Raw genomic sequence first — 14,143 nt, forward strand, 5'->3', positions numbered from 1 at the left:
ATAATCGCCACGTGTTCGCGCAGCTGCCCCGCCTCGACGCCGGCGTGCGGCAGGCGTACCTGGACCGCTTGGGCGTCGCCCCGGAAGCGCCCTCCGAGCAGGCGCTGCGACTGCTCGTCCGGCGCCACGCGGAACGGGTGCCCTACGAGACCCTCTGGATCCAGGCCGGGGAGGGATGGGGCATCGACCCGGTCGAGTCGGCCGAGCGCATCGCCCGTCACGGTCGGGGCGGCTACTGCTACCACCTGAACGGGGCGCTCGGTCTGCTGCTCACCTCGCTCGGGTATGCCGTCCACGCCCACGTCGGCGGCGTCCACGGACCCGAGGGCCCTCGCCCTCGTCGCGAGGGAACCACTTGGTGCTCACCGTCGACCTGGCGCCGAGCGAGGCCAGCCCGACAGGCGTCTGGTACGTCGACACCGGACTCGGGGACGCGCTGCACGATCCGCTGCCGCTCGTCTCGGGAACCCACCGGCAGCGGCCGTTCGACCTCACGCTCGAGGGCTCCCCGGACGGGACGCGGTGGCACCTGGTCCACGACCCGCGGGGTGGGTTCAAGGGGATGACGTGGGACATGGCCGAGGCGGGGCTGGACGACTTCGCCCAGCAGCACCAGCGGCTCTCGACCTCTCCGGAGTCGGGCTTCGTCCAGGTGCCCATGGCAGAGCGGCGCGACGCCACGGGCGTCGACGTCGTCCGCGGCCTGCTCATGAGCCGCATCGGGGAGGGCGCCCGCAGCGAGGCCGTCACCGACCGGGACGCGTGGTTCGACGCGCTGGCGCAGCTCTTCGGGCTGCGGCTGGACCGGTTGGAGCCCGAGGCCCGCGACCGGCTCTGGACCAGCGCGGCGGCTGCGCACCAACGGTGGCTGGAGGAGCAGGGGTCGCGCGACACCGAGGCGTGAGCAGGCGCCCCCTCCGGTGGGGCAGCCGAGTCTGGCGCCAGGTGCGGGTCGGCTCGGCGTCGGGGTTCGGCGTCGGCGTCGGCGTCGGCGTCGGCGTCGGCGTCGTCGTCGGCGGTGCGCCCTAGCCTGACCGCATGCGACGTTTCGACGACGAGGACCTCACCGGCGCCGAGTTCCGCGAGTGCGACCTCAGCAGGGTGCGGATGGTCGGCGTGGTCATGCAGGACGCCGAGATCGACGGCCTGGTCACCAACCTCGTGGTCAACGGCGTCGACGTCATGCCCTACGTCGAGGCCGAGCTCGACCGCCGCCACCCGGTGCGCGTGCTGATCCGCTCCGACCGGCCGGACGACCTGCGCGAGGCGTGGCGTCGGCTCCAGGACGACTGGGCGAGGACCGCCGAGCGGGTCCGGGCCATGCCCGGGGGCAGCGAGCACCGCGGCGTGGACGGCGAGTGGTCGATGGTCCAGACCCTGCGCCACCTGGTCTTCGTGCACGACTCCTGGTTCAGGCGGTGCGTGCTCGGCCTGACCGAGCCGTTCACCGCCTTCGGACTGGGTCCCGATGACGTCATGGAGCGGGAGGACGACCTGGACCCGTCCGCGCAGCCGAGGCTGGACGAGGTGCTCGCCGTGCGACGCCGCCAGGGTGCGGAGGTCGAGGCCTGGCTGGCCGGGGTCACCCCCGACCGGCTCGCTCAGGTCGCGCCCGTCCCCGACGACGACCGGTGGCCCCCGTATGCCGCGGGGCGGACGGTGCGGCAGTGCCTGGGGACCGTGCTCAACGAGGAGTGGGCGCACCACGGGTTCTGCGTCCGTGACCTCGACAAGCTGGGACGACCTACGCTGTCGCGGTGACCGACGTGCTGGACGAGGGGCCGTTCTTCCACGGCACGAAGGCGGACCTGGCGGTGGGTGACCTCCTCACCGCGGGCTTCCGGTCGAACTACCGGCCCGAGGTCGTCATGAACCACATCTACTTCACCGCCCTGCGGGACGGTGCCGGTCTCGCCGCGGAGCTGGCGGCCAGGGACGGCGCCCCGCGGGTCTACCTCGTCGAGCCGACGGGCGCCTTCGAGAACGACCCGAACGTGACCGACAAGAAGTTCCCCGGCAACCCGACCCGGTCCTACCGCAGCACCGAGCCCCTCAGGGTCGTCGGCGGGGTGGACGACTGGACGCGCCTGGCGCCCGAGGCGCTCCAGGCCTGGCGCGACCGGCTGGCTGCCGTCCTCGCCGACGAACGCGGCGAGATCATCAACTGACCTGCGACGACGGGCGTGGTGTCACGGTCTGCCCGCCCCACTCCTCAGGCTCGACGTCCCGCAGCGTCTGGTTGAGGACCCACTGGTGCCCGAACGGATCCGTGACGCAGGCCTGGCGCTCGCCGTACTGCCAGTCATGGGGAGGGTCGACGACCTTTGCACCCTGCGAGGTCGCGCGCTCGACGACCGCCGTGACATCGGCGACCTTGAGCATCACCTGGTGGGAGACCATCTCCTGCGGCGTCCGCCGACCGGGTCGCACCTCGGCCACGACCAGCTCGGCCGCCGGCCCGTCCGGCATACCCAGCTGCGCACGGTGCCCCTCACCGATGCGGACGTGCTCGACGAAACCGAAGATGTCCTCGTACCACGCGACCGCCTCCCTGACGTCGGCCACGGTGAGCACAGGGGTGACGCGGGCGTGCGGCGCTGACCTGTTCATGAGCACCCAGCCACCCTAGGACCAGGACGCACAGATGGGTATGCCGCGATGCCGGCTTCCCGGTCGCGGCCACCACGACCTCGCTAGGGACTCGGCGCGATGCGGAAGGGGACCGTCCGGGTCTCCCCTCCCTGGAACCGCAGGGTCAGGACCGCGTTCCGCGTGTCCGCGGGAACCACGAAGAGCACGTCGCCCCGCTGGGTGGCGTTCGCCGGGAGGAGCTCATCGAGTCCGCCCGAGGCCGGCACGATGTCCTCGCCGACCGTCACGGCGAAGCTCGCGTCCCAGAAGTTCGCGTCGTAGGCACGGTAGCTGCGCCCTCGCACCGACATGACCAGCGCGAGCTTGCCGTCGGCGTCCGGCCTGGCGGTGGCTGCGAGGACCTCGTAGGAGATGTCCCCGACACGGAACTCGCGCTTCAACGGGATGGAGACCTTGTACGCGGAGGTCGAGCCGGACCCGGACGAGCCCGAGGCCGGAAGGGACCCGGTCGCCGCGGCTACCGAGGGTGAACCGGTCAGCCCAACGGGCGGTGGTGCCTTCGTGCTGGCTGCTGAGGTCGACGGCGTGGACGAGGCGCTGAGCCAGCCGACCTGGTTCAGGCCCAGCAGCAGCCCCGTGGCTGCCGTGATCAGGGCCGCGACCGCCGTCAGGACACCGGGCGCGGTGGACCACCAGCCTGCTCGCCGTCCCTCGACCATGGGCGGCATCTCCTCTGCCTCGTGCTGGCCGTCGTCCCATACCTGCGGCCGCAGCGGATCTCCCGGGCCCTCGCGGCTGCCTGCTCGGTCGCAGCGGGCGTTGCTCTCCCTCACCATGGTTCGATCCCGGTCAGGTCGAGTCACCATGCAATCGTCGTAGTTTGCCCCCGACTCGTTCCGGTTGCCTCGGAGTTGGCCGCACCCTCCCACCAGCGGGTCTTCAGGACCTGTCCGGAAGTCCGGTGTGGACGCTCTTGTTGGCAGACTGGTCCTATGACGGCCTCTGATCGCGACCGGGACACCGAGGGCCGGGCTCGCCAGGCACGGCCCCGCGATGCCCTGGGGCGACCTCTGCCCTACGGCGATTCCGGTGTCGAGCCGGTATCGGAGGACCCGTTGCCGCCCAACGAGACGCTCGCCGCGGCGCGAGGACTCGTGGCGGCCGGCCGCCCCTTCTCCGCCCATGAGGTGCTGGAGGCACGGTGGAAGGCGGGGCCGATCGAGGAGCGGGATCTCTGGCAGGGCCTCGCGCAGGTCTGCGTCGCCATGACACACGCGGCGCGTGGGAACCAGGTGGGAGCCGATCGACTCTTCGAACGTGCCGCCGAACGGTTGGCCCAGTTTGCAGCCACGGGACGTCCGGCCTACGGCCTGGACGTGGCAGCAGCCGCGCAGCAGGCGCGCCGTCACATCGGGAGCTTCTGAACGCACCCCGGCCCGGCGGCGAGCTGACGCGTCCTTCCCACAGATCGCCCGACAGGGGCCTGCGGTGGGCTCGGGCTCGGAGGAGACCGTTCGGCTGCGCTCAGAGGACGGCGCCGCGCGGCGCCACCTCAACCGCGGCCACACCCCTGGCAAAGAGGACCAGGAGCCGCTCACCATGGTTCGTGCGGAGCACGCCGGAGGGCGCCGCGAGGGTGCCGACGACCCGCTCGAGGACCTCGGCCTCGTCGCCGTCATCCTCGAACGTGACATCGAGCTGGTCGCCACTCACGAGTCGGACCCGCAGCACTACTTCCGCCATCGCACGCACCTCACATCCCGTCGCGCCGGCCGAACCCTGTGGCCGGTCACCACTCTAGAAGCGTCGGTCCGAGCCGGCGAACGGCTTCCAGACCACTCAGTCGACCACGCGGCATGACGCGGCGCCGGACCGTTACGGGACCCACACTGGCGGGCGAGCAACAACTGGGGCGATGCTGAGGAATGCGGGTGTGGGAGGGTCAGCACCGTGGAGATGAAGCTCGAGCTGACCCCGCTGCCCGTGTCCGACGTGGAGCGGGCGATCGCCTTCTACGTCGGGATGCTCGGCTTTGCCAAGGACGTGGACGTGCGGCCCAGCGAGGGCGTGCGGATCGTCCAGTGCACCCCGCCCGGGTCGGGTTGTTCGGTCGGCTTCGGGACCGGACTGGACGTGTACGGAGGCGAGCCGGGGAGCATCAGGGGGCTGCACCTGGTCGTCGAGGACCTCCACGAGGCACGGGCCGAGCTGGTCGGTCGAGGCGTGCAGGTCAGCGAGATACGCGACTACGGCGGAGGCGTCAGGGGGGCGAGCTTCTCCGACCCGGACGGCAACTCGTTCGAGCTGCAGGAGATGGCATGGCGAAAAGGCCAGTCGTACTAGGCCCGAGGGCCGTCGAGCATTGAACCGGATCCTTCGCCGGACCGGTCTCAGCGGGTGGGGTGCGCCTTCGCCCAGGCGACGATGTCGTCAGGACGGCTGATGGCCGTGCCGTCGTCGAGGACGAGGACCGGCACGAAGTAGGAGCCGGTCAGGGCATGCACCTCCCGCCGCACCCTGAGCTGCAGGAACGAGGGCAGGTGTTCCCGTCCTCGCGCCTTCACCACCTCGGGTGTGTGACCGGCGTCCACCAGCGCCTGGTGCGCCTTGTGGCAGTCGTGGTGGTCGCTGCCGCCGGTGCCCCAGCAGATGTAGAGCTTCATCGGCCTCCTCCTCCAGCACCTGACCTCTGCCATGCCCGCCGCCCACGACGGCCACTCCCCGTCGCCCCGGCCGCAGTGTCCCGACCGGTGGTGCACCGGTCGGGACACTGCGGGTTCCGCGTCGTCGGTTCCGACCGTCCCAGGTCACCGACCACGCGTGGGTTTCAGCTGGCGACGGCACCCTTCAGGGTCCCCACCCGCACGGGGTGCGACAGGTTCTTCGCGTGACCGCCGTTGGCCGGCGAGGACGTGAACGCCTGTCGGTCGTAGGCCATGTGGCCGACCATGTTCGCGAACGTCTTCGACATCCAGGTCAGCACGTCGGGGTCGTTGTTCGACAGGTTGTCGCACCACCGGAACGGGTTGTCGACGCAGCCGCCGTCGTCGCCCGGCACCGTCCCCTCGAAGTTGCCCGTGTGGCCGCCGAAGAGGGCGACGTCGGACGCGAGCTTGCAGCAGTCCTGGCCGGTGAGGACGCCACTGGCCGGGATGCCCGCCAGCTGGAACATGAACGCGTCCGTGCCGTCGGCCGAGAAGAGGATGTGGTTCTTCCCGATCGAGCTCAGGTAGTCGATCCCGTAGTCACGGGCGATCGCCGACGGGGCCCAGATGCTCGGTGGCATCGGCGTGCCGGGGTCACGCGAGAACAGGTCCACCCCGTCCTTCGGGTCGAGCACGCCGGCAACGTAGTTGGGCGTGGCGAGCACGTCAGCGTCGAGGTCGTACTTGATCTTGGCGAGCTCGTCGGCCGGCAGCGTGTTGACGTAGTAGTCGGACCCGAGCAGGCCCAGCTCCTCGCCGCCGAACCAGATGAAGCGCAGCTTGTTCCGGGTGTTCGTGTTCTTGAGCTGCTGCGCGATGTCGAGGATCGCGGCCGAGCCCGAGGCGTTGTCGAGCATCCCTGCCCCGTAGATGGCGTCGAGGTGCGCGTCGACGACGAGGATGTTGTTCGGGTCGCCACCCCTGGAGTCGGCGATGACGTTCCAGTCGGACCGGTTCGGGTCGTCGATCGCCCTGACGTCGATCGTCAGGATGGGGCCCGTGCCGCCCGCGGTCTGGCCCAGGAGCTGGCTGCCCACGGCATACGAGGTGAAGATGACCGGGATCCGCTCCCCACCGGACAGGGACCCGGCGAAGACACCGGTGCGTCCGGGGTTGCCCTCGTTGAAGATCACGGCAGCGGTCGCTCCGGCGGCCTGGGCGTTCGCGACCTTCTGCGAGAACGTGCAGGTGCCGCGCTGGATGAGCGCGATGTTGCCCGGCACGAAGCCGGCGAAGTCACCGGCCTGGCAGCCGCTCGCGGAGCTCGGCGTGGGCGTCGGCGGCACGACGATGCCCCGTGCGGGCTGCAGCCTCGCGGTGGTCGTTCCGGCGACAGGTCCCGGGTTGAAGTCGGTGCCGAGGACGAACGACCTCGGGATCGGCGAGACCTCCTTCAGCACCGGCGTACCCACGAAGCTGAAGTAGTGGAACGTGTACTCCTGCAGCGTCACGTCGTAGCCGGCAGCCCTCATCACGTCGGCCACGTAGTCGGCCGACGCCTTGTAGCCCGGCTCACCCGAGTTGCGGGAGGGGTGGCCGTCCGCACCGGGGTTGGCGTCCGCGATCTGCTGGAACCTGACCATGTGCGCCCACAGGTCTGCCCTGGTCACGCAGTCGACGAGCTTCTGCGGGGTGTCGTTGACCCGCTGGGCGCAGGCCGTCGGGTTGGCCGCGGACGCCGTGCCGGCGTCCGCGCTCGAGGCGAGCATGGGCAGGAATCCGGTCGTCGCCGCCACCGCTGCTGCGATGACGAGTGCCAGCCGGCGTCCTCGTGGGCGTCCGCGTCGTGGGCTCATGGTGTGCTCCCTTGTTGACAGCGCTCCGGCTCGGGCGGAAATGTCACGAACCGCCACCATGTTTCGCCCCCGCCGTAGACCCCACACCCCCCAATCTGCGTAGTTTGCGTGCGGCTCGTTCCGGAGGCCCCCGTATGCCGTGGAGCCCGGCCGAGCGCGGGCGACGGCCTCGGTGGCGACCCGGCACGCCGTCAGCGGCGGATGACGACCGCCTCGTAGCTCGGTGCCGTCGGTGGGAGCCCGGTGTCGAACTTGGCGTTCGCCACGACGAGCCGGTCGCCGAGCCTGGCCACCGTGGTGGGCACCTCGAACAGCGGACTGGTCAGCACCGCTGTCTGCGTGCCGCCGCTCAGGTCCCCGGCGAGCTGGAACTGCACGACCTCGTTGTCGAAGTTCCGCACGGCCCAGAGGGTCCGGCCCGACAGCAGGATGCCGTCGACGTTCGGCACCGACACCCCCGGCAGCGCACGGCTGGTCCCCGTCGTGGGGTCGACGACGTTGACGGCTCCCTGGCCGGTGTGTGCGACGAGGAGCCAGCGCCCGTCCGCCGTCGCCTGGATGCCGTTGTTGTTGAAGGCGCCGCTGGTGTCGGCCGCGGGACCGCTCAGGGCGAGCGTGCTCAGCGCGCCGGGGACACCGTCGATGACCGGGACGAAGTACAGCGTCGCCCGTGAGGAGTCGGTGAACCACGCACCGCCCGGCACCAGGGCGACGTCGTTGACGAACGTCGGCGCCGATGCGAAGTGGTAGGCCGCGACCGGCGACCCGGATCGCGTGTCGTAGACGTACCCGTCGCCCGTGGGGCCACCCGCGACGAACAGCAGGTGGTCGGCGAGGTCGGCCTTCATCCCCACCGCCCACCGTCCGGCGGGGGCGTGCACGACCTTGGCCGCGGTGCCGGTGCGGATGTCGCCGAGGTAGACGTCACCCGTGAGCAGGTCGCCGGCGTAGAAGCCCGTCCCACCGGCCGCCGCGACCCCCTCGGTACCGGTCGCGCCCGGCAGGGTGATGGCCCCCGTCCCCACCGTGGCCGCCGCAGGACCTGCAAGCAGGGCCACACCTCCCACCACGGCCGTCGTCACGGCCAGTACCGACCTCAGCAGCTTCGACGCCATCGACCTGGTCCTCTCGCGCGCCCGGCGCGGGGTACGCCGGTGGGTCCGTGCCGGCCTCCCTGCGCGGGCGGCACCCCCAGCGCACGCCGCCGGGACGCCGCGCGGCACCGCCAAATGGCGTACTGCCCGGCGCCGGGCGCTGACAGGATGACCCCGTGACAGCACCGCTGGAGGACATCACCGTCGTCGACCTCTCCCGCGCCCTCGCCGGGCCGCACGCGGCGATGATGCTGGGCGACATGGGAGCCCGCGTCATCAAGGTCGAGACGCCCGGCGCCGGCGACGACACCCGGGGCTGGGGTCCGCCCTTCGTCGGGCCCGAGGACGACCCGGTCTCGACCTACTACCTCAGCGCGAACCGCAACAAGGAGTCGATCACCCTCGACCTCAAGTCCGACGACGGCCGCGACGTCCTCACCCGGCTCGTGCGCGCCGCCGACGTCCTCGTCGAGAACTTCCGCCCCGGCGTCCTGGACCGCCTCGGCTTCCCCGTCGACCAGCTGCACGAGCTCAACCCGCGCCTGGTGGTCCTGTCCATCAGCGGCTTCGGACACGACGGCCCCCAGGGCGGACGCCCCGGCTACGACCAGATCGCCCAGGGCGAGGCCGGCCTCATGTCCGTCACCGGGCCCGACGCCGACACCCCGCAGCGCGTCGGCGTGCCGATCGGCGACCTGCTCGCCGGCATGTACGGCGCGTACGGCGTGGTCTCGGCCCTGCACGAGCGGTTCCGCACCGGCCGCGGACGCGTCGTGCGGACCAGCCTGCTCGCCGCCATCGTCGGCGCGCACGCGTTCCAGGGCACGGCCTACACGGTCGCAGGCCACGTCGGCCGCGCGCAGGGCAACCACCACCCGAGCCTGTCGCCCTACGGCCTCTTCCACTGCAAGGACGGCGACATCCAGGTCGCCTGCGGCAGCGAGTCCCTGTGGGTCAAGCTGGCCACCGCGTTCGGCATCGACCCGGCGGCCCCCGGCATGGCCACCAACCGCGAGCGCACCGTCAACCGCGACCAGGTCACCGCGACCCTCAACGCCGCGTTCGCCGACCACCCGCTCGCCGAGCTGCTCCCCCGGCTCGCGGCACTCGGCATACCCGCCGGCGAGGTGCGCACCATCGACCGCGTCTACGACTGGGACCAGACCCGCTCGCAGGGCCTCGTCATCGAGGTGGACCACCCGTCCCTGGGCACCATCGAGCTGCCCGGGCCGCCGATCCGCTTCGACGACAACGCGTATGCCGGTGGGCGCGCAGAGCACGTCGCCCCGCCGACGCTGGGTCAGCACGACGAGTCCGTCCGGACGTGGCTCGACGAGCTGGACTGACGCGCCACGGCCACCGGCGCACGGATGCCCCGGGGGCTGGACCGGTACGGCGCCGACCTGCGACCGTCGAGGGGACGACGTCGGCCGTCGCATGACCCGGAGGCCCGTATGGACGTGTCCACCTTCTACGCCCTGTTCTCCGCGACCTGCTTCACCCTGGTGGGCCTGTGGTGGAACGTCGTCCAGCGGCACGAGGGCTGGTTGCACACCGCTGCCGGGCGACGCGACGCCGGAGGCGTGTACCTGTCGTTCCTGCTGCCGGCCCTCATGGGTCTGTTCGCGCAGGTCGGCGGCACGACCGACCCGGGCGTCTGGCGCACGACCTTCGTGGTCGTCGCCGGGGTCGGCTGCTGGTCGACCCTGCACCTGCTCAGCCGCTCCCGCCGCAACGGCTCGGCCGGCTCGCTCGCGCGCCCGCGTGGGGTTGCCGCGGTGCTCTACGCCCTCGTCGCGGTGCTCGGCGTCGCACCCGTCCTGGCCGAGCCGTTCGGCGTGACCCCGCTGCAGGCCGAGGCGATCCTGCTCGTCCTGCTCGTCACGCTCGCCCACTGGCTGGTGTGGGAGTTCATGACCCACACCGAACCGGCGGACGACGCAGCCGAGGCCTGACGCGGGGAGCGTCAGGCCTCGGCAGGGTGACCGGGGTCAGGCGGTGCGGGCGGAGCCGCGGCCGCCGCGCAGCTTGCGGCGGACCCTCTTGCCGACGGCCTCGGCGGCGATGCCGACGCGCGACCGACCCGGCTGCGCGTTCGGGAGCGCGAGGGTGACGACCTGCTTCCAGGCCGAGGCGACCTGCTTGGGCAGCGGACCGGTCGTGTAGGACAGGCCGTACCGCTGGCAGATCTCCTGGATGCGCGGGGCGATCTCGCCGTACCGGTTGCTCGGCAGGTCGGGGAACAGGTGGTGCTCGATCTGGTGCGACAGGTTGCCGGTCATGAGGTGCATGGCCTTGCTGCCGCTGATGTTGGCCGAGCCCACCATCTGGCGCAGGTACCACTCGCCGCGGGTCTCACCGTCGATCGAGGACTTCGCGAACGTCTCGACGCCCTCGGGGAAGTGGCCGCACATGATGACCGAGTGGGTCCACACGTTGCGGACCGTGTTGGCGACGAAGTTCGCCCCGAGCGTGTGGAAGAACGAGGGCCCCGACAGCAGCGGGTGCAGCAGGTAGTCCTTGCGGGCCTGGCGGCCGATCTTGCGCAGCACCTTGCCGGCGTCGCGGCGGAACGTCTCCTTGTCCTTGCCGCGGCCCTTCAGGTACGCGCCGACCTCGAGGTCGTACGCGGCGATGCCGTACTCGAAGAAGAGCATGTTGACGAAGTTGTAGACCGGCTGACCGAGGTAGGACGGGGTCCAGCGCTGGTCCTCGTCGACACGCATGATGCCGTAGCCGAGGTCGTTGTCACGCCCGATCACGTTGGTGAACGTGTGGTGCAGCTCGTTGTGCGAGTGCTTCCAGAACTCCGACGGGGACGCGTTGTCCCACTCCCACTCCTGGCTGTGGATCCGCGGGTCGCGCATCCAGTCCCACTGCCCGTGCATGATGTTGTGCCCGAGCTCCATGTTCTCGAGGATCTTCGCGACCGACAGGCCGGCCGTCCCGACGAACCACGCCGGCGGGAAGAGCGAGAACAGCAGCACCGCGCGCGAGCCCATCTCCAGGCCGCGCTGCCACTTGAGGACCTTGCGGATGTATGCCGCGTCGGCGGCACCGCGCGAGTCGAGGACTTCCTGGCGCAGGGCATCGAGCTCGGCGCCGAGCGCCTCGATCTCCTCGGCGGTCAGGTGTCCCGCCGGGTCCGGCTTGCCGGACGGCTTGGCGACGTGGCGGCGCTCGGTGGTGACGGCCGACAGCCGGCTGTTGAGCGAGGTCGTGCGCTGCGGCGCGCGGGGCGTGCCGGCGAGCGAGCCGTCGATGCTGAGGTCGAAGTCCTCGGTGGCCTTGTTGGCGGTGGCGGTCATGAGTGGTGGTTCTCCCGTTCTGTGGGGGGTCTCAGAGCTGGGTCTCGGTGCGCCGGGTCGGCGGCGCGTTGGTCTGTGGGGCGGCTGCGTCTGCGTGGCGCGGCGCCCGGAAGGGTCAGAGGTCGATCTCGCACTCGCCGGCGGCGGCGGAGATGCAGGTCTGGATGCGGACGCCGTCGCCCTCGCTGGCGACGGTGAGCTCGCCGTTGCGCAGGTCGCGGACGGCGCCCTGCTTGAGCGGCACGACGCAGCCGAAGCAGATGCCCATGCGGCACCCGGACGGCATCAGCACGCCGGCCTCCTCGCCGGCGTCGAGGATCGGGGTGGCGCCGTCGGCCTCGACGACGGTCCCCTGTCGGCCGAAGGTCACGGTGCCGCCCTCGCCCTCGGCGATGACGACGGGGCGGAAGCGCTCGGTGTGCAGGCGCTCGGAGAGGCCGGCCCCGGCATACGCCTCCTCGAACGCGTCGAGGAGCCCGGTCGGGCCGCACGCCCAGGCCTCGCGGAAGCGCCAGTCGGGCACGAGCTCGTCGAGGTCGGTCGGGGCGAGGATGCCGTCGGTGTCGGTGTGCCGCTCGATGAGCCGGATGCGGCCCTCCTGCGCCCAGGCCCGCAGCTGGGCGCCGAACACGACGTCGTCACGGGTCGGGGCGGAGTGCACCACGACGACGTCGCGCAGCTCGTACAGGTGGTTGCGCAGCATGCCCATGACCGGCGTGATGCCCGAGCCGGCCGTGACGAACAGCGCGCGGGCCGGGGCCTGCTCGCCGAGCGTGAAGTCGCCGGTCGCCTGGTCGAGGTGCACGAGGGTGCCGGGCTGGAGCGCGCGGACGACGTGGTTGCTGACCTTGCCGTCGGGGATCGCCTTGACCGTGATCGAGATGAGCCCGTCGGGGGCGTCGACCGGGGAGGTCAGGGAGTACGCGCGCCAGTTGCGGACGCCGTCGACGTCGACGCCGATGCGGATGTACTGGCCGGGGACGTGCCCGCGCCACGAGCGGCCGGGGCGCAGGACCACGGTGGCGGCGTCACGGGTCTCGGGGGTCACCGAGACGACCCGGGCGCGCAGGTCGGCCCCGGCGCGCAGCGGCGCGACGAGGTCGAGGTAGTCGGAGGGGAGCAGGGGGTGCACGACGGCCTCGGCGACCCGCCACAGGGCAGTGCGCAGGGGACGCCTCGTGGGCGCCGTCGACGCGGTGCGAAGTGGGAGAACTGCGGTCATGGAACCATCATGGCTGCCCGGGTAGGCTAGTTTCCTGACCGAGACGCGTGAGTTCGGCGCGCATTGTTGTTCGCAGGAGACAAAAGATGGTCGCATCGGCCCCACAAGACCCATCCAGCCCCTCGAGCGGTGGACGAGCCGCCGCGCCGCCGGCCGGCTCGGCCACGGAGCGTGCCGCCGGGCTCACCCTGCCACCCGACGTGCTGTCCCGCCTCAAGGGCGCCCTGCCGGGCGTGGCCACCCACGCCGTCGAGGCCATCATCGAGGAGGTCCCGAGCTACGCCAGCGCCCGGGAGTACCTCGTCGGGAACATCGAGACGGCCGTGCAGGTGGCCCTCGGGACGTTCCTGTCGATCGCCGCGAGGTCCGACGACCCGAGCACGCCCCTCGGGCCGGCGCTCGTCGCGTCGTACGACCTCGGCCGCGGCGAGGCCCGCAGCGGCCGCAGCATGGACGCCCTGCTGTCGGCGTACCGCATCGGCGCCCGCGTCTCGTGGCGCGGGCTGAGCGAGGAGGCGGTGCGCGCGGGGATGAGCGCCGAGGCGCTGGCGCGGTTCGCCGAGCTCGTGTTCGCCTACATCGACGAGCTGTCCGCCGCCAGCGTCAGCGGCCACGCCGACCAGCTCGCCTCCGCCGAGCGGCTCCAGCAGCGGACGCTCGAGCGGCTCGCCCTCGACCTGCTGCGCGGCACCACGGAGGACGTCGTCACCCGTCGCGCCGAGCGCGCCGGGTGGGAGCTGCCGAGGACGGTGACCGTGCTGCTCGTCCCCGACGCCGAGACGCACCACGTCCGCTCGCTGGTCGAGGGGCGCACCCTCGTCCTGAGCGAGGACGTGCCGGGCGTCGAGGCCCCCGAGGACGTGGTGGCGCTCGTGGTCCCCGGTCTCACGCCGACGACCCGCCGCCGGCTGGTGCGCCAGCTCGAGGGCCACGACGCCGTGGTCGGACCGACCGTCCCGTGGCGCCAGGCAGCCGCCTCGCACACCCGCGCCCTGCGCGGGCGCCTGGCGCGCGGTGGCGAGCACACGGCATACGACACCGACGCGCACCTGGCCGAGATCGTGCTGGCCGCCGACCCGCAGGCGCTGGCCGACCTGCGCGCCCGGGCGCTCGCCCCCTTGGACGACCTCACCCCCGCCGCACGCGAGAAGCTCGAGGAGACCCTGCGGCTGTGGCTGCTCCTGCGGGGCCGGCGGGAGCCGGTGGCGGAGGCGCTGTTCGTGCACCCGCAGACGGTGCGCTACCGGGTGGGGCAGCTGCGCGAGCTGTTCGGCGACGCCCTGGACGACCCCCGCGCCGTGGCCGACCTGCTCGTCGCGCTGGGGGTGGCAGATCTGCCAACGCCCGCCCCCGTGTTGGGCAGGACCTGACGACGTCAGGTCGCCGGGACCCTGCCTAGGCTCGCCGCACAGGTCGGGCGTCGGGC

The 14,143-nt window shown here is 71.9% G+C and carries 17 protein-coding genes and 1 pseudogene; 10 read left to right on the forward strand and 8 right to left on the reverse strand.

The features are described from left to right. Window positions 1-44 precede the first annotated feature (44 nt). From J2X64_RS19155 to arr, 5 genes and pseudogenes are all read left to right on the forward strand, one after another. A pseudogene (locus J2X64_RS19155) lies at window positions 45-323 on the forward strand (arylamine N-acetyltransferase); the annotation flags it as partial. Continuing rightward, entirely contained in the window at window positions 236-904 is a 669-nt protein-coding gene (locus J2X64_RS04050) for an arylamine N-acetyltransferase (RefSeq protein ID WP_397444031.1), read from the forward strand. The pseudogene J2X64_RS19155 and the gene J2X64_RS04050, both read left to right, overlap by 88 nt. Continuing rightward, window positions 901-1,029 (forward strand): hypothetical protein, encoded by a 129-nt coding sequence (locus J2X64_RS04055; protein WP_310149990.1) that lies wholly within the window; start codon window positions 901-903, stop codon window positions 1,027-1,029. Before J2X64_RS04050 ends, J2X64_RS04055 begins: the two co-directional genes overlap by 4 nt. Before the next feature lie 9 nt (window positions 1,030-1,038). Next, window positions 1,039-1,761, forward strand: a complete 723-nt coding sequence (locus tag J2X64_RS04060) for a DinB family protein (protein WP_310149994.1) — start codon at window positions 1,039-1,041, stop codon at window positions 1,759-1,761. Beyond that, window positions 1,758-2,168, forward strand: a complete 411-nt coding sequence (gene arr / locus J2X64_RS04065) for an NAD(+)--rifampin ADP-ribosyltransferase (RefSeq protein ID WP_310149997.1) — start codon at window positions 1,758-1,760, stop codon at window positions 2,166-2,168. Before J2X64_RS04060 ends, arr begins: the two co-directional genes overlap by 4 nt. On the opposite strand, the gene J2X64_RS04070 is transcribed toward arr, so the two are convergent. After that, window positions 2,161-2,610: a VOC family protein gene (locus J2X64_RS04070; RefSeq protein WP_310150000.1), complete on the reverse strand. Its 450-nt coding sequence runs from the start codon at window positions 2,608-2,610 to the stop codon at window positions 2,161-2,163. The two genes, arr and J2X64_RS04070, sit on opposite strands and share 8 nt — an antisense overlap. An 83-nt stretch (window positions 2,611-2,693) precedes the next feature. Next, a complete protein-coding gene (locus J2X64_RS04075; RefSeq protein ID WP_310150002.1) occupies window positions 2,694-3,428 on the reverse strand; it encodes a hypothetical protein in 735 nt (244 codons plus the stop codon). Window positions 3,429-3,584: 156 nt separating this feature from the next. Between J2X64_RS04075 and J2X64_RS04080 the strand changes: the two genes are divergently transcribed. Continuing rightward, window positions 3,585-4,016, forward strand: coding sequence for a DUF309 domain-containing protein (locus J2X64_RS04080; protein ID WP_310150005.1), 432 nt, complete (start codon window positions 3,585-3,587; stop codon window positions 4,014-4,016). Window positions 4,017-4,116: 100 nt separating this feature from the next. Here J2X64_RS04080 and J2X64_RS04085 read toward each other — a convergent pair whose 3' ends face one another. Then, window positions 4,117-4,344: a hypothetical protein gene (locus J2X64_RS04085; RefSeq protein ID WP_310150009.1), complete on the reverse strand. Its 228-nt coding sequence runs from the start codon at window positions 4,342-4,344 to the stop codon at window positions 4,117-4,119. Between the two features lie 204 nt (window positions 4,345-4,548). Here J2X64_RS04085 and J2X64_RS04090 point away from each other — a divergent pair, with 204 nt between their 5' ends. Then, window positions 4,549-4,935, forward strand: a complete 387-nt coding sequence (locus J2X64_RS04090; protein WP_310153110.1) for a VOC family protein — start codon at window positions 4,549-4,551, stop codon at window positions 4,933-4,935. Between the two features lie 47 nt (window positions 4,936-4,982). On the opposite strand, the gene J2X64_RS04095 is transcribed toward J2X64_RS04090, so the two are convergent. The 3 genes from J2X64_RS04095 to J2X64_RS04105 form a co-directional block, all read right to left on the reverse strand. Then, entirely contained in the window at window positions 4,983-5,255 is a 273-nt protein-coding gene (locus J2X64_RS04095; protein WP_310150012.1) for a hypothetical protein, read from the reverse strand. Between the two features lie 164 nt (window positions 5,256-5,419). After that, window positions 5,420-7,093, reverse strand: a complete 1,674-nt coding sequence (locus tag J2X64_RS04100) for a M28 family peptidase (RefSeq protein WP_310150015.1) — start codon at window positions 7,091-7,093, stop codon at window positions 5,420-5,422. A gap of 191 nt (window positions 7,094-7,284) precedes the next feature. Further along, window positions 7,285-8,208: a hypothetical protein gene (locus tag J2X64_RS04105; protein ID WP_310150019.1), complete on the reverse strand. Its 924-nt coding sequence runs from the start codon at window positions 8,206-8,208 to the stop codon at window positions 7,285-7,287. Between the two features lie 155 nt (window positions 8,209-8,363). On the opposite strand from J2X64_RS04105, the gene J2X64_RS04110 reads away from it, so the two are divergent. Together J2X64_RS04110 and J2X64_RS04115 are read left to right on the forward strand one after the other, a co-directional pair. Further along, window positions 8,364-9,533: a CoA transferase gene (locus J2X64_RS04110; protein WP_310150021.1), complete on the forward strand. Its 1,170-nt coding sequence runs from the start codon at window positions 8,364-8,366 to the stop codon at window positions 9,531-9,533. A gap of 108 nt (window positions 9,534-9,641) precedes the next feature. Continuing rightward, window positions 9,642-10,142: a hypothetical protein gene (locus tag J2X64_RS04115; protein ID WP_310150024.1), complete on the forward strand. Its 501-nt coding sequence runs from the start codon at window positions 9,642-9,644 to the stop codon at window positions 10,140-10,142. Window positions 10,143-10,178: 36 nt separating this feature from the next. Here J2X64_RS04115 and J2X64_RS04120 read toward each other — a convergent pair whose 3' ends face one another. Both J2X64_RS04120 and J2X64_RS04125 read right to left on the reverse strand, forming a co-directional pair. Next, entirely contained in the window at window positions 10,179-11,495 is a 1,317-nt protein-coding gene (locus J2X64_RS04120; RefSeq protein ID WP_310150027.1) for an acyl-CoA desaturase, read from the reverse strand. 115 nt (window positions 11,496-11,610) lie between these two features. Next, window positions 11,611-12,717, reverse strand: coding sequence for a ferredoxin reductase (locus J2X64_RS04125; protein WP_310150030.1), 1,107 nt, complete (start codon window positions 12,715-12,717; stop codon window positions 11,611-11,613). Window positions 12,718-12,917: 200 nt separating this feature from the next. On the opposite strand from J2X64_RS04125, the gene J2X64_RS04130 reads away from it, so the two are divergent. Further along, window positions 12,918-14,087, forward strand: a complete 1,170-nt coding sequence (locus J2X64_RS04130; protein ID WP_310150033.1) for a helix-turn-helix domain-containing protein — start codon at window positions 12,918-12,920, stop codon at window positions 14,085-14,087. The last annotated feature ends 56 nt before the right edge of the window (window positions 14,088-14,143 follow it).

This window comes from Phycicoccus sp. 3266 (assembly GCF_031456495.1).
GTDB lineage: Bacteria > Actinomycetota > Actinomycetes > Actinomycetales > Dermatophilaceae > Pedococcus.

Bases quoted from the DNA above. Each gene is read 5' to 3' on its own strand.
- J2X64_RS04060 (WP_310149994.1), top strand. From the start codon at position 1,039: ATGCGACGTTTCGACGACGAGGACCTCACCGGCGCCGAGTTCCGCGAG.
- J2X64_RS04070 (WP_310150000.1), bottom strand. From the start codon at position 2,610: ATGAACAGGTCAGCGCCGCACGCCCGCGTCACCCCTGTGCTCACCGTG.
- J2X64_RS04075 (WP_310150002.1), bottom strand. From the start codon at position 3,428: ATGGTGAGGGAGAGCAACGCCCGCTGCGACCGAGCAGGCAGCCGCGAG.
- J2X64_RS04080 (WP_310150005.1), top strand. From the start codon at position 3,585: ATGACGGCCTCTGATCGCGACCGGGACACCGAGGGCCGGGCTCGCCAG.
- J2X64_RS04090 (WP_310153110.1), top strand. From the start codon at position 4,549: ATGAAGCTCGAGCTGACCCCGCTGCCCGTGTCCGACGTGGAGCGGGCG.
- J2X64_RS04095 (WP_310150012.1), bottom strand. From the start codon at position 5,255: ATGAAGCTCTACATCTGCTGGGGCACCGGCGGCAGCGACCACCACGAC.
- J2X64_RS04100 (WP_310150015.1), bottom strand. From the start codon at position 7,093: ATGAGCCCACGACGCGGACGCCCACGAGGACGCCGGCTGGCACTCGTC.
- J2X64_RS04105 (WP_310150019.1), bottom strand. From the start codon at position 8,208: ATGGCGTCGAAGCTGCTGAGGTCGGTACTGGCCGTGACGACGGCCGTG.
- J2X64_RS04115 (WP_310150024.1), top strand. From the start codon at position 9,642: ATGGACGTGTCCACCTTCTACGCCCTGTTCTCCGCGACCTGCTTCACC.
- J2X64_RS04120 (WP_310150027.1), bottom strand. From the start codon at position 11,495: ATGACCGCCACCGCCAACAAGGCCACCGAGGACTTCGACCTCAGCATC.
- J2X64_RS04125 (WP_310150030.1), bottom strand. From the start codon at position 12,717: ATGACCGCAGTTCTCCCACTTCGCACCGCGTCGACGGCGCCCACGAGG.